Annotated in this window: 12 protein-coding genes; 8 read left to right on the top strand and 4 right to left on the bottom strand. The window is 36.8% G+C overall.

The features are described 5' to 3' along the window. Complete coding sequence (locus ACFQ1R_RS13665) at positions 1–1,341, bottom strand: exonuclease domain-containing protein (protein WP_379926834.1); 1,341 nt, start codon at positions 1,339–1,341, stop codon at positions 1–3. Next, a complete protein-coding gene (locus ACFQ1R_RS13660) occupies positions 1,341–2,114 on the bottom strand; it encodes an XRE family transcriptional regulator (protein WP_379926833.1) in 774 nt (257 codons plus the stop codon). The genes ACFQ1R_RS13665 and ACFQ1R_RS13660 overlap by 1 nt, the downstream gene beginning before the upstream one ends. Positions 2,115–2,166: 52 nt before the next feature. Here ACFQ1R_RS13660 and ACFQ1R_RS13655 point away from each other — a divergent pair, with 52 nt between their 5' ends. Together ACFQ1R_RS13655 and ACFQ1R_RS13650 are read left to right on the top strand one after the other, a co-directional pair. Next, entirely contained in the window at positions 2,167–3,381 is a 1,215-nt protein-coding gene (locus tag ACFQ1R_RS13655; RefSeq protein ID WP_379926832.1) for a DNA polymerase Y family protein, read from the top strand. A 2-nt stretch (positions 3,382–3,383) separates the two neighbouring features. Further along, positions 3,384–6,338 carry a DNA polymerase III subunit alpha gene (locus ACFQ1R_RS13650; RefSeq protein ID WP_379926831.1) on the top strand — a complete coding sequence of 985 codons (2,955 nt, stop codon included), beginning with the start codon at positions 3,384–3,386 and terminating at the stop codon, positions 6,336–6,338. A 36-nt stretch (positions 6,339–6,374) separates the two neighbouring features. On the opposite strand, the gene ACFQ1R_RS13645 is transcribed toward ACFQ1R_RS13650, so the two are convergent. Further along, on the bottom strand, positions 6,375–6,557 hold the full coding sequence (locus ACFQ1R_RS13645) for a hypothetical protein (protein ID WP_379926830.1): 183 nt from the start codon (positions 6,555–6,557) through the stop codon (positions 6,375–6,377). 57 nt (positions 6,558–6,614) lie between these two features. Between ACFQ1R_RS13645 and ACFQ1R_RS13640 the strand changes: the two genes are divergently transcribed. Both ACFQ1R_RS13640 and ACFQ1R_RS13635 read left to right on the top strand, forming a co-directional pair. Beyond that, positions 6,615–7,358, top strand: coding sequence for an SOS response-associated peptidase (locus ACFQ1R_RS13640; protein WP_379926829.1), 744 nt, complete (start codon positions 6,615–6,617; stop codon positions 7,356–7,358). Between the two features lie 471 nt (positions 7,359–7,829). After that, on the top strand, positions 7,830–7,970 hold the full coding sequence (locus ACFQ1R_RS13635; protein WP_379926828.1) for a hypothetical protein: 141 nt from the start codon (positions 7,830–7,832) through the stop codon (positions 7,968–7,970). Positions 7,971–8,080: 110 nt separating this feature from the next. On the opposite strand, the gene ACFQ1R_RS13630 is transcribed toward ACFQ1R_RS13635, so the two are convergent. Next, on the bottom strand, positions 8,081–8,329 hold the full coding sequence (locus ACFQ1R_RS13630) for a helix-turn-helix domain-containing protein (RefSeq protein ID WP_379926827.1): 249 nt from the start codon (positions 8,327–8,329) through the stop codon (positions 8,081–8,083). An 805-nt stretch (positions 8,330–9,134) separates the two neighbouring features. Here ACFQ1R_RS13630 and ACFQ1R_RS13625 point away from each other — a divergent pair. From ACFQ1R_RS13625 to ACFQ1R_RS13610, 4 genes are read left to right on the top strand one after another with little or no spacing between them, the layout of a single operon-like run. Next, positions 9,135–12,161 (top strand): SusC/RagA family TonB-linked outer membrane protein, encoded by a 3,027-nt coding sequence (locus tag ACFQ1R_RS13625; protein WP_379926826.1) that lies wholly within the window; start codon positions 9,135–9,137, stop codon positions 12,159–12,161. Between the two features lie 16 nt (positions 12,162–12,177). Beyond that, positions 12,178–13,599, top strand: a complete 1,422-nt coding sequence (locus ACFQ1R_RS13620) for a RagB/SusD family nutrient uptake outer membrane protein (RefSeq protein ID WP_379926825.1) — start codon at positions 12,178–12,180, stop codon at positions 13,597–13,599. 27 nt (positions 13,600–13,626) lie between these two features. Next, positions 13,627–14,085, top strand: a complete 459-nt coding sequence (locus ACFQ1R_RS13615) for a hypothetical protein (protein ID WP_379926824.1) — start codon at positions 13,627–13,629, stop codon at positions 14,083–14,085. Between the two features lie 6 nt (positions 14,086–14,091). Then, complete coding sequence (locus ACFQ1R_RS13610) at positions 14,092–15,411, top strand: TlpA family protein disulfide reductase (protein ID WP_379926822.1); 1,320 nt, start codon at positions 14,092–14,094, stop codon at positions 15,409–15,411. Positions 15,412–15,435: the final 24 nt, after the last annotated feature.

Below are 15,435 nucleotides of genomic sequence, written 5' to 3'. Positions count from 1 at the left end.
TTAAGTAATACTTTTTAATAGTAAATTTTTAAGGACTTTCTGCACATCCACATTATTCTTTTGAGGAATCAAATAATTTTCCAACGCCTCATTAGTAGTTATTTGTTCCGATCTATCAATAAATCCATAACCCAAATACACATTGTTTTTGATGAGTACAAAGGCTTCTTCTTCAGAATGGCGTCCTCTTTCTTTGATTACTACGTCTTTTGAAGATGCAATGGTTTGGTCAATGGCACTTTTTACCCGTTGGTTGTAGTTGGTAACGGGTTCTTTATCTATGCAAATACCTTGGCATGTTTTAATTAAATAGTGCGAGCATTGGGAAACACCTTCCTGTAGGTGGCAATATTTCGGGCATAATGAGTGTTGTGTACATAAGCGTTCCAAGAACTGTCTACAATCAGTAACGTTGTAAAAGGTCAGTATGGGGTTGGGTATTGTTTTTAAGGTGTTGTACGCTAAATGGATAATACCATTCCTGTCCTCAAAACTGAATATAGCATAGGCTTTCGGGTTTCTTTTGGAAGCCTTATTGTATTCTGGGAAGTGTTTTTTTATGGCGGCATCTTCCATTAATAATGCAACAAGTTCGCTTCCCGATAATTCAAAATCGATGTCCACGGTTTCTCGGCAAAGGTTAAGTTCCTTTTCAGTTTTATTATAAAAATGTCCCAACACACGTTTCTTTAAATCCTTCGCCTTACCTACATAGATAACCTTACCTTTTTTGTTCTTGAAAAAATATACACCGGGTTCGTTTGGGATGGCATTGAATACGCTACTTGGTAGGTGTGGAGGTAAGGTGGCTTCTTTGGATGATTTTTTAAGGAAATCATTGAACACTTTTTCCGAGCCTTCAGCGCGCAAGAGCTTTTCAAATAGCACGACGGTAGCTTCGGCATCGCCTCTTGCGCGGTGTCTGCCATTAATCTCAATGTGCAAGGCATTACAAATTTTGCCCAAACTGTAAGACCTGTGTCCAGGAATTAATTTACGTGATAATCTTACGGTGCAAAGCTTTTTTCTGTTAAAATCTATATCAATAGCTTTAAACTCGTTGCGAATCACATTGTAGTCAAAATTAACGCTGTGGGCAACAAAAACAGTGCCTTCGGTAATGTTCAGAATGGCATCAGCTATTTCAGAAAAAGTGGGTGCATCGGCAACCATACCATTATCGATACCCGTTAATGCCGTGATGTACTCAGGAATGTACATTTCAGGGTTAACCAATGAAGTAAACTCATCGATGATTTGTAAACCATCGTATTTGAAAATAGCTATTTCAGTGATTTTATTGCCCTGACCCGTCGTTTCAACATCGATGATGGTATACATTAGCGTTGCAGTTTTTCTAGGGCTTTCAGTTCCACGCCCAATTCATTGAACATATTGATGATGCTGCTGATTTTCAGTTCCTGTTCGCTGTACTCTTGGGTGTTAATGCTACAGGTAAACTCCCAAAGTTCCAACACTTCATCAATGTACACCTCGTAGGGTTGGTAGGCGCTATTATCGGAAACCAACAGCAAAGCATTTTTTTCTTTAATGTGGTTGTACACCCGTTTGTACACCATACCATCATTAAGGGTGATAAGGACATAGGTCTTACCACTCACAATATCATTTCTGTTTTCCACAAAACGACCCACTACATACGAACCACTTTTCATAGGCAGCATGGAATCCCCTTTGATGGGAAATGCCCGATGTTTACCCGTGGGTAAAAACGGGAGCTTTATTTTTTCGAGCTGTTCAATATATTCAGGATCATCATATCCTTCCAGATAGCCAGCAGATGCTTTAACAGGAATTACTTCAATCAAATTGTTGTTGTCGTTATCCACGGTTATAGGGAACAGCACCCGTTGGTTGCCTACCTCAATAAACGAGGAATCCGTAGCTTTTGTTAGATCGTTTCGTAACAATATATCAATAGGTAATTTAAAATAATCGGATAACTGGATAAGCATCTCAATAGTGGGAGCAGAGCGACCCTCTTCATACGAACTGATACGCGAACGTGTAACCGATAGGTCATCAGCCAATGTTTCTTGGGTCAGTCCCTTTAAATGTCTTAAATGCCGAATGTTTTTAGAAATCATTTTCATAATGCTACAAATATAAGCAATAATTGCTTAATAATGTAGCTAATTTTGTAGCATGAACAAGAATATATTGCATTTGGATCTAGACACTTTCTTTGTGTCCTGTGAACGCTTGATAGATAGTAGGTTGCAAAAACGTCCGCTATTGGTTGGTGGAACGGGCGATCGAGGTGTAGTTGCCGCCTGTAGCTACGAGACCAGACGTTTTGGGGTGCATTCCGGTATGCCCATGCGTTTGGCCAAACGTTTGTGTCCTGAAGCGGTGGTCATTCGTGGCAATTCATCCATTTACACCAAATATTCACATCAGGTAACCGAAATCATTAAGGAAAAAGTACCCATTTTTGAAAAGGCCAGTATTGATGAATTCTATGCTGATTTAAGTGGGATGGACAAGTTCTTTGGAAGCTACAAGTACGCCACCGAATTGCGTAATACCATCATAAAAGAAACAGGTTTACCTATTTCGTTTGGGTTGTCGGGTAATAAAATTGTTTCTAAAGTAGCTACAGGTGAAGCCAAACCCAATAACCAGTTACGGGTGGATTTTGGGTTTGAAAAGGCGTTTATGGCACCATTATCGATAAAAAAAATACCGTCCGTAGGGGATAAAACCTATCAGATCTTACGCAATTTGGGTATCGATAAAGTGGGTGTGGTACAACAAATGCCTGTGGAAATGATGCATAGTGCTTTGGGTGTTAATGGGATTACGATTTGGAAACGTGCGAACGGATTGGATAACCCACCACTCATTCCATTTCATGAACGAAAGTCCATTTCCATAGAACGTACCTTTAGTAAAGATACCATTGATATGCTAAAACTAAAAACAACCATTTTTGCCATGGCAGAAAGTTTGGCCTATCAATTACGTCGTGGCGATAAATTAGCAGCGCGCATCAGTGTAAAAATTAGGTATTCTGATTTTAATACCTATTCAAAGCAAGTCAACATACCTTATACCAGTGCAGACCATATCATTATACCTAGAGTGTTGGAACTTTTTGAAGCCCTTTACCAACGCCGTTTGTTAATACGTTTGGTAGGTGTAAAAATGAGTAATCTGGTGAGTGGTAATTACCAAATAAACCTGTTTGATGATACCGAGGAAATGCTGAGTTTATACAATGCCTTGGACACCATACGGAACCGTTTTGGTGAATCCAGCATCCAAAAAGCAGCTTCCATGGGCGCTAAAACCATAGGTAGTATGAAAAACCCATTTAATGGAGAACCACCAATAATATTGGCGCACCGAAAACAATAAACATGTATATCAATTGTCACACCTATTATTCGTTGCGATATGGTACATTTTCGGAAGTTGACTTATTAGATCTTGCAAAAGAAAATGGCATCACAATCTTGGCATTGACCGATATCAATAATACATCCGCTTGCCTTAATTTCATTCGTAAATCACCCGAATACCAAATAAAACCCGTTATCGGGATTGATTTTAGGTGTGGTGCCACCCAGTATTATGTGGGTTTGGCAAAAAACAACGAAGGATTTCAAGAGTTAAACGCTTTTTTATCACACCACACCCACAATAACCTAAACCTGCCACCAGAAGCACCCACATTAACCCACACCTATATGGTGTATCCCTTAGAACGGGTGATGCAGTTGGAAAAGAAAACATTTGCACCAAATGAATATATAGGTGTTTCGGTAGAAGAACTTAAAAAGTTGCCATTTTCCATCTATAAAACCTACACCGAAAAGTTGGTGGTGCAGCAACAGGTAACCATTAGAAACAAACGTGATTTCAATGCGCACCGATTGCTCAGAGCCATTGACAACAATACCTTATTGAGCAAACTGCAAAAATCCGAAGAATGTAGAACATCGGATGTGATGCTGCCCCTTGAAGCGTTAAAAGCAGCCTATGCACACTACCCACATATTCTTGCCAATACAGAAACCCTTTTGAATGCGTGTACCATTGATTTCAGTTTTGGTAGTGATAGGATTTCGCAAAACCAAAAGGTGTATCTAGAATCACCCGAAGCGGATTATGAACTTTTGGAAAAACTATGCGAGGACAATTTACATAAACGCTATTCCAAACCCACTGAAAAGGTGAAAGCCCGTTTGCAGACCGAGTTGACAACAATCAAGACTATGGATTTTGTGTCGTACTTTTTGATAAACTATGATATTGTGTCCTATTCAAAACGCATGGGATATATCCACGTGGGACGGGGCAGTGGCGCAAACAGTATTGTGGCGTATATCATTGGCATCACCGATGTAGATCCCATTGAACTGGATTTGTACTTTGAACGCTTCATCAATCCATTTCGGGCATCGCCACCAGATTTTGATATAGATTTTTCGTGGAAAGATAGGGAAGACATCACCCAATACATTTTCAAACGGTTCAAGAATGTGGCATTATTGGCAACCTATAACACCTTTAAATACCGAGGTGTGGTGAGGGAATTGGGCAAAGTATTTGGCTTACCAAAGGAAGAAATAGACAAGTTAAGCGATGGCAAGTATGCCGCAGATAGTCTTGATGAAATGGGAAAATTGGTACTGAAGTACGGACAGCTTATACGGGGTTTTCCAAACCATTTGAGCGTCCATTCCTGTGGGGTGCTTATTCTTGAAAAACCGATCCATTATTATTCAGCTACCGATATGCCACCAAAAGGCTTTCCAACCATTCAATTTGATATGATCATTGCTGAAGATGTGGGAATCTTTAAGTTCGATATTTTAGGGCAACGGGGCTTAGCTAAAATAAAGGAAGCTATAGAAATTATTCAGTACAACAGACCCGAACTACCACCCATAGAAATTACCCAAGTGGAGGCTTTTAAAAGCGATCCCAAAATCAATGACCTGCTAAAAAGAGGCAAAGCCATTGGCGCTTATTATGTAGAGTCTCCTGCCATGCGTGGCTTGATGCAAAAACTGCAAACACAGGATTATTTGGGGTTGGTAGCGGCCAGTTCCATTATCAGACCAGGGGTTTCCAGTTCTGGAATGAAAAAGGAATTTATCGTCAGGCAGCGCTATCCTGAAAAGCGAAAAGAAGCCAACCCCATGCTGTTACAGATTATGCCAGAGACTTATGGTATTATGGTGTATCAAGAAGACGTGCTTAAAGTAGCGAACCAATTTGCAGGGTTGACTTTAGGGGAAGCCGATGTCTTACGTAGGGGTATGAGTGGTAAGTTCAGGTCTAGAACAGAGTTTGTGGAAGTAGAGGAGAAGTTTATCAAAAACTGCAAGGACAAGGGCTATACTGAAGAATTAACGCTTGAAGTGTGGAATCAAATAAAAAGCTTTGCAGGTTATGCCTTTGCCAAAGGTCATTCCGCATCCTATGCAGTAGAGAGTTACCAAAGCTTATACCTAAAATGCTATTTTCCTTTGGAGTTTATGGTGGCCGTTTTAAATAACGGTGGTGGATTTTACAGTGCAGAACATTATATACATGAAGCAAAAATGTGTGGTGCGGTGGTGCATCCCCCATGTATCAATAACAGTGATCATCCCAACATTATTAAAGGGAAGGATATTTATTTGGGTTTTGGTTACTTGAAAAGTTTGGAAGTATTGACCATTAAAAGGTTCTTGACCGATCGAAATTTCAATGGCTCGTTTACATCTTTGGATGATTTTATTGATAGGGTGGTTATCAGCATCGAGCAAATTACTATTTTGATCCGAATAGACGCTTTTAGGTTTACCGAACGTTCCAAAACCGAATTGTTATGGGAAGCTATCTTTAAGTTGAATGTTAGTAAGCAGGGAACGGTACAGGCGCGATTGTTCAAACCAAGCCATAAGCAATTTAATTTACCGACATTAACAACCACGTTTGTTGAAGAAGCCTATGACCAGATTGAACTTCTGGGGTTTCCGTTGTGTAGTTATTTTGATTTAGTTGATGAAACTTTTCAAAATAATATAAAAGCAAGTGACATGCATCTGTACATCAATCAGAACGTATTGCTTTATGGTGTCTTGGTAAACACCCGTTTTCATAAAACATCAAACAATAAATTAATCAGGTTTTGCACCTTTATAGATAGGGCTGGCCACTATTTTGATACGGTACATTTTACAAAAGTGGTCGATAAATACCCCATTAATGGTATGGGTGTTTATGGGTGTTATGGGAAAGTAACGGAGGAGTTTGATTTTTGTAGTCTCGACATTGTTTGGTCAAAAAAAATGTCGTTAAAACCAGATCCAAGAAGTTAAAATATAAAATTAATCACCTTATTACATCAATTATTTCTATTCAGAATAAAATCCAAAAATATATTCATCATTAAAAAGAATGCTTTCTGTTAAAATAAACCCATTGTCAGTCCAATCGGCGTACGCATCTCTGGTGTTGGAATAAAACACTTGTTTGATACATACAAGGTAAATTCTATGATTTTTTGGAGTACCATCTGCTAAATCAATTAACTTCATAATTATTTGATTTAAATAATTTAAGAAATATAATCAATAATTTATTAAATTTACTCTATGTGTTTTCATACCAGTACCACCTTTAAGACCAAAAAGTTAGAAGAGCATTTTAAGGTTAAATTAAATGCTGAAAATATTCGGTCAATTTTTGATAAACCTAATTACCATTTAAATGGTTTTGCGCACCTAAACATGTTGGTAATCCCACAAGAGAAAAGCAACGTGTTGGCACCAGGAGTTTGGGGTATTGTACCTTCAAATAAAAAAGGTGATGCCATAAAGGATTATTATAAAGAGGCGGTTAAATATGGGGGTGGACTGAATGCGCAATCAGAAAAACTGTTCCAGCATTATATGTATAGAGAATCAGCCTTAACACGCCGTTGCATCATACCTGTAAATGGTTTTTTTGAACCTCATGAGTACTTAAAAAAGAAGTACCCATTTTTTATTTTCAATAATGATAACGAACCATTAGCCCTTGCAGGTATTTATTCTGTTATTGACACCTACATTACATTTTCAATACTTACTAAAGAGGCGTCTCCTATGTTTGCAAAAATTCACAATAGTAAAAAGCGTCAACCAGTTATTTTAAGTGATGACATAAAGGATAATTGGTTATTACCTGAACTTAACGCAGATGATGTAAGAGAATTAGTGAGCTCAAATTATCCAGAATCTCAATTGGAGGCTTATACTGTTAGTAAAGATTTGTTCAGCCCAAAAGTGGATAGTAATATTGAAACTATCATTGAAAAGGTTGAATATGCTGAATTAAAAGAAAGTTTTAGTTCATAATATCTTCTAGTAATCTAGTTCTAGAAATTCTTTATGATTAAATTATTAAGGCTTATTTCTGGACAGGTCACGCTATTAAAGCTATTTTTTGCATTTTTAATTAAGTTATCAATCAATTCTGCATCTTTAGAGCGGTAATGCAATTGACTAAATTCTGATTGATTTATTTCTAATTCCTGTCCAATAGTGAGATGAAATCAAGGCAGATTTCTTATTGCAATTATTTTTAGGATTATGAGTAAATTTTGTTGCTTTAAATTACTTTTAGATACTTACGTATTTCATATTGCGAAATGCAATATTATCAGCTTTAAACTATTTAAATGTATTGTTTTATGCTAATGGTTGTCTATTAAATATATTAATACACCATCATGTGGTGGGAGAATAAGTGGGTGAATTATTTTTTCAGAAAAACAAATTATAATACTTCAGGCTATTCAACAGAATAATAAAATTAAAAAAGTAAAATTGCGGGAATTAGTTGATTTTAGTGCTACTGAATTAGATAATAATATAGAAGTTCTTAAAAAAGAAGGACTGTTGCAGCGTAAAGGAACTAAAGGAGGTGTTTGGATAGTTCACGTCATCAATCCTAAAGTGGGTGAATAAATGGGTGAATAAACAACTGCTAATAAATATTTGATATACGCTTAATAAGCTTTAAAAGTGAAAGTTTATTATTTAAAGTACCTTAATCTGTTAAAAAACCAATTAAAGTTTTAGTCAGCATTAAAAAGAAAATCAAAATCAAATAATACTTTCGGGTGTACCTCCAACCCTTTTGATAATTCAAATACCGTAGACAATTGAATGTTAACTTCCCCTTTTTCGTATTTAGCAATATCACTATAATCTAAATTACATCTTTGAGAAAGCTGTCTTAAACTCAGTTTCTTCAATTTACGCAATTCTTTAATCTTTGTGCCAAATAGCTGCTGGAATTGAACTTTGTTTGTATTCTCATTCATATGGCAACAAGTTGGTCAAATTCTTAAAAAATATTGTGGGTTATAAAACCCACAATTGAAAAATATTTATTATATTAGCCCGTAATAAAATAATTTTGCGATTCTTCATCATAAAAATATTTGAAGCATTCGCTAAGAATCTCGCACTAGAAAACTGGAACTTTTTGCAACGAGATGATAAGTAAGATGCTCACGTCTATGGGCGTGGGCTCACTTATTGTTGCAAGTTATTCCAGTACCTCAAGGGCAGTAAGCTGAGTTCCACGCCTTTTTGTTACTAAAGGTTTTTCTTAGCTCATTCTTAGCGTTGTTTGTGTTTTATGAAGCATTGCCAAAGGGTTATTAAGCCAAAAGCGTATGCAACACAGGTTTTATAAACAAATACCAATAGGTTCATTACAACATTTTTATGTGTTAGAACTTACTGTGTTCGATATTCTCTTTAAGAAAAAGCCTAAGAACCCGATATAAATACTTTGGTGTGGGATGCACGCAACCTTGATTTCGGATTGATACTTATCTTTTTTTATCCCATTACTACTTTTATTTTCTTCAATGTATCCGAACATAATAGCACCTTAAACCATTATAACTAGTGTTTTGTAGTTTATAATTGAGTTAGTCAGAGGGCACAGTCCGTCTTGCCTTATAATTACAGGTTACGGCGGACGCCTTCACTTATTATTAATTAAAAATGTAACAGCCTATGCTATAAAAACACACACAAAAAACCTCCTAGTAAACTTTGCACGGTCCTGTAGGAGGTAGTCATTCAACAACCTAATGTTAAACTTAATTCAAAATTATGAAAAATAAACTAATTGGTATTCATAAGAACGCCTTATTCAACCCGTATCTCTATATCTTTATATTAATTGTCGGAACAGCATGGGCAAATCCACCCACCAAAATGCAGTTTAAAGTAACAGGTATCATCACAGATACCAATAGCTTACCGATAGCAGGTGTACATATCGTGTCTCAAAATACCAAGCAAGGCGTGGTATCAGACTTTGATGGTACTTATACAATAAATGTACATCCAAACGATGTGCTTAAATATACAGCATTGGGCTTTGAGTCTCAAACAATAGCCATAAACCATCAAAATGTAGTTAACGTAAAACTGGTAGAGGCTATTACCCAATTGGGAACAGTGATGCTAAATGCAGGCTATTATAGTGTTAAAGAAAAAGAACGCACCGGAAATATAGCAAAGATAGACGCCACAACCATTGAAAAACAGCCTGTAAATAATCCTATGGCAGCCATGCAAGGTTATGTATCAGGGGTTAATATAGTTCAAAAAACAGGTGTGCCAGGAGGTGGTTTTTCAATAGAAATACGTGGTAAGAACTTTATAAATGGCAGTACCAACCCCTTATTTATTATTGATGGTGTGCCGTTTGGCTCGCAGTCTTTAGGAGCAGCAGATGTATCGGCAGGTATTAATGCAGCAAATATTAGCCCACTCAATGCCATAGACCCAAACAATATAGAAAGTATAGAAGTCCTAAAAGATGCGGATGCAACAGCAATATATGGATCCCGTGGAGCAAATGGGGTAGTGCTTATTACCACAAAAAGTGGAAAAGCAGGAAAAACACAAATTAGTGCCAATGTAAGTACCACTTTAGGGCAAGTCACTCAATTTAGAGACTTAATGAATACCCAACAGTATTTGGAAGTACGACGGGAAGCCATTGTAAATGATGGTTTTGGTGCATTTTTAGAAAACCCCGCTTTTGATTTTATTTGGCCAGATCTTAAAACATGGAGTCAAACCCGTTATACAGATTGGCAGAAGGAATTAATAGGTAAAACATCCTATCGAAATACCATGCAATTAGCAGTGTCAGGAGGAAATGATAATACCCAATTTTCAATAGGTACAACACATCAAAAAGAGACAACCGTTTTTCCAGGAGATTCCAATTATAAAAAAACGACAGTACACAATAGCCTGAATCACCAATCAGTTGACCAACGATTTAAGCTAAACACATCATTCAGTTATACCTTAGAGAATAATTTACTACCTCAGTCAGATTATACCTATTTAGCCAATACCCTTGAACCAAATGCACCAGCTCTGTATGATGAGAATGGTAATCTAAATTGGGAAAATGGCACTTGGGAAAACCCCTTGGCAGCACTAAAACGAGAATACCAAGCTAAGATTAATACACTGATAGCTAATACAACCCTGTCTTATAGCATCTTTAACACATTGGAGTTGAAAACCAATTTGGGATATAACAAATACGCTATGGAATCTTATTTAACCTATCCCAATACGGCATTTAACCCTAGTAATAACTTTACCTCGAGTATATCCTCATTAACAACCAATGCGGGTCAAAGAGACTCATGGATTATAGAACCTCAAATACATTGGCAAGAGCAATGGCATAAGGTTAAGCTCATGGTATTATTAGGAAGTTCGTTTCAGGAGGAAACTACCAACCAATTAGTGCAACGAGGTACTGGATTTTCAAGTAACAATTTAATACAAAACCTTTCAGCGGCTAATACACTAGCAATACTGCAAGATAATTCAAGTACCTATAAATACATGGCTTATTTTGGACGGGTTAACCTTAACTATAGCTCAAAATATATCATAAACCTTACTGGAAGGCGTGATGGGTCGTCTCGTTTCGGTCCCAATAAACAATTTGGAAATTTTGGTGCTATTGGCATGGCATGGCTCTTTTCTGAAGAAAATTGGCTTAAAGAAAGTTTATGGTTAAGTTTTGGAAAAATTAGAGCTAGCTATGGAACCACTGGAAGTGATAACATAGGTGATTACAAATTTTTAGGAACCTATAATACAACAGGATTCAACTATAATGGTACTTCAGTATTAGAACCAACAGGCGTATTTAACCCAAATTTTGGTTGGGAATCCAATAAAAAACAAGAATTGGGTTTAGAGTTAGGCTTTTTTAATGATCGCATATTACTAAATACCATTTGGTATCAAAACCGCTCTTCAAACCAATTGATAGGCATTCCGTTGGCAGGAACCACAGGATTTAATAGTCTGACAGGGAATTTTGAGGCTACAGTTGAAAATAAAGGATTTGAAATAGATTTACGAACCGTAAACATCCAAAGGAAAAACTTCAAGTGGACGACAACCTTTAATTTGACATTAGCAGAGAATAAACTTGTGAAGTTTCCAAATTTAGAAAGCTCAGCCTTTGCCAGTAAGTATGTTATAGGCAAGCCTTTATCCATAGTGCATTTGTATCATGCATTGGGAGTGAACCCTGAAACGGGACTCTATCAATTTGAAGATTATAACCAAGATGGAAGCATCAATGCCTTGGATAAGCAATGGATAGAAGATGTGGCACCAAAGTATTACGGAGGCTTGGGAAATACTATAACTTACTGTAATTGGTCTTTTGATTGCTTCTTTCAATTTAAAAATCAAAAAGCATACAATAGTTTGGCTTATGGAGCTTCCGCAGGCTTTAGAGGAAATAATGCCATTGAATTACTAGAGCGTTGGCAGGAAACAGGCGATATTGCGCCCATACAAAGAGCCACCTTTGGAAGGTTTCCTGGAGCAGGATTGGCAGGTCAAAATCAAGGTGCGAGTGATGCAGCTATTTCGGATGCGTCATTTATTCGATTACGGAATATCTCTTTAAGCTATCAAATACCTAAAGCCTTAAACTCAAATACAGCCATTACCTTGTATTTACAAGGGCAAAATATATGGACAATTACGAACTATAAAGGGGCAGACCCTGAGCAATCTTCGAATGCCATATTACCACCCCTAAAGCAGTTGACTTTAGGAATGCAATTAAGTTTTTAATACTAAATACAAAATCATGAAACATATTATAAATAGTTTGGGATTTAAAATATATCCCAATAGAAATACCAGCAATCGTTTGAAAGTAGTAGTTATTAGTTTTCTAAGTTTCGGCATGCTTTCTTGTGAATCTTTTGTTGATATAGATCCACCAAGTAATACGCTAATTACCGAAACCGTATTTGAAGATGCAGCAACTGTTGAATCAGCCATGGCAAATATATACTATAAACTAAGGGAGCAAGGCATGGTTTCTGGAAGTTTTGGCTTAAGTATAAATTTAGGGATGTATGCTGACGAATTGGATTATTACGGTACCAGTGCGAACCCATCAACTATTTATAATCATACCATAGCATCCAATAATATCACCGTATTGAGCTGGTGGAACCACGCCTATAATATTATTTATGCAACAAATGATGTTATAAATGGACTAGAACAGGCTTCTAGTTTATCGCCAGCATTAAAGGCAAGATATAAGGGACAAGCACTATTTGTACGTGCATATATGCATAGTTTACTATTAGGGCTTTATGGAGAGATACCCTATGTGAATTCAACAGATTATGTAACTAATAGTAACGTGCTAAGACAGCCCATCAATATGGTTTATGAACACATTATTGACGATTTAAACAAGGCTGTAAGCGTTATGAGTGATTCAGGTGCTATAGGCGAGCGGGTAATTCCAAACCAATCTGCAGCATTGGCCTTGTTATCTAGAATGTATCTCTATACAGAAAATTGGGAAAAAGCAGAGGAAACATCGAGTAAGGTAATAAGTATGTTTCCATTAGAAATAGATATCAATAAGGTGTTTTTAAAAAACTCAGCTGAAACCATTTGGCAGTTTAAACCAGAAGGTAAAAGTGTAAAGAATACTCAAGAAGCCCAACTATTAATCATTGGTTTTTTACCTACCCGTGGGTATGCAATTTCAAATAGCTTATTAAACGCTTTTGAACCAAATGATTTGAGACGCACTAAATGGATTGGTAGCATTAGCAATGGAATAACCACATTACGCTTTGCCTATAAATATAAAGAGACCCTAAGTAGCACAACAACTTCTTTGGAATATTCAATAATTTTTAGAGTGTCTGAACAATATTTAATCCGGGCAGAAGCCAGAGCACATCAAAATAATCCTTTGGGGTCACAACAAGATTTAAATACGATTAGACAACGAGCAGGTTTGGGAACTATATCAACTATGGATACAAACCTCTTATTTGATGCTATTTTAAAAGAACGCCGCGTTGAGTTGTTTACAGAGCATGGGCAACGTTGGCATGATTTAATACGGCTAGGTCAAGCAAATACTATTTTAAGCTCACTTAAACCAAATTGGAAGCCTACGGATGTTTTGTTCCCTATTCCTAATAGTGAAATCCAAATAAATCCAAACTTAAAGCCACAAAATTCTGGGTATTAATCTTTAAGAAATACAATGAAACAAATAATGTTACTACTACTAATAAGCCTATTTGGTCAACAAATGTGCGCACAAATAGCGTCACCAGTCAAACCATATTATACACTTTCTAAAAAAGAGATCAAGAAAGGGGATGTGGTGACACTCATTTTTACATTGCAATTGGAAGACCATTGGCACCTTTATAGCAACCTACAAAATTATAAGCTAGGACCTTTACCCGCAATCTTTGAATTTGAACCCCATCCTAGTTATAAACTGCTAGATGACATGATACCAATAGGATCCAAAATGGAGCATGAACCCATTTTCGATGTGGATGTCCATTACTTTGATAAAATAGCAGAATTCCGTCAGAAAATAAAAATATGTACCGACAAGCCTATTGTAAAAGGATATTATGAGTATCAAATATGTCACGTGTTAGAAGGAAAATGTCTTTTTAAAACAGACAATTTTGAATTTAAAATAAAAACGATAAACTAAGAAAGTATGAAAAAAATTAAGAACATAAAACGCATGTTGATGCTCCTAAGTCTAGGTTTAGTGACCCACTTGACCGCTCAGAGTAACATCCAAGCATCAAATGAAGCAGCAGATTGGGAACATTTGGATTATTTAAAAAAGGTGATTTGCAAACCACCCGAGCAGTGCCAACAAGTCGCTAATTTTACGCTTTTGGAGTATTTAAAGTATATCGATGAACTCAAAATTACGAAATCGGAATTAGCGGAAGCTTTTATGGATACCTATTCCAACAGCGCGCATTATGACGAAGCTTTAAGCTTGTTTTTAAGCGAGTATTTCACCCCATTATTCATAGCAAAACCTATAGATAGGATTCATATACAGCTTATAGAAAAGCTTCCCAGACGTGGATCTGCAGATGCTTGGCTTAAGGCCTATCGCTTGTTGCCCATTGACACAGAAAAAAAGGATGCTTGGTTAGAAAAAGGAAATGCATATGTAAAGGCAATTGTTAATTCCAATGCATCTTGGGAACGCAAGGCACAGTTTGAGCAATCCTTATACAATCGCGATATTAATATAGCCTTAAAGACATTTTATTATTTACCCAAAGACCCTTTAGAATCTGATTATTGGAAGTCCCTAGAAAAAACCCAATGGGATGCCTTTTGGAACCGTTTGCTGGATCTTTTGGAAACCTACCCAGATTCTGAACGACTAACAGCCTATGTGATGGCCGTATTGAATGAATTTAAACGATTTTCGCCTGAGTTGTCCTTGACTTATATGAAAGAAGCCTTGGTGTTTTCCCAAAAAGAGCAGCTATCCCATCGAAAAGGATTTAAAGCATTACATAGGGCTACATCCGATAATTTGCTAGCCTTGGAACAACTAGACTCAAGTTCGAAAGATGCACCTTTAAATATGGTATTTACGGCCATGGATGGGCGTCATATAGATTTGTCAGATATGAAAGGTAAAGTCGTACTAATTGATTTTTGGTCTACACGGTGTCCACCGTGTATAGCCGCCATGCCACATTTAAAACAACTCTACGATACCTATAAAAACAAAGGATTTGAAATTATCGGGATTGCAAATGAAGGTGATACCTCGAAAGCAGCGATTTTAAAGATATTAAGTAAAACCAAAGCCGATTGGCCACAGCGTTTAGATACTGGACAGGAAGCTTCCGTAAGTTATCATGCGTTGTATGAAATAAGAAAATTACCAACCTTATGGTTGATAGATAAAGCCGGAAAATTGGTAGAAAAGGATGTTAAACATGGAGACGTGGAGGCCTTAATTCGAAAATATTTAAACTTGGATGCGGCTTCAAATTAAAGATGTTTATAAATAAAAACAGAA

Origin of the sequence: Mariniflexile jejuense, assembly GCF_042675665.1 — a bacterium.
Lineage (GTDB): Bacteria > Bacteroidota > Bacteroidia > Flavobacteriales > Flavobacteriaceae > Mariniflexile > Mariniflexile jejuense.
Note: the sequence above shows the minus strand (reverse complement) of the source record. Positions and strands in the feature narration are given on the sequence as shown.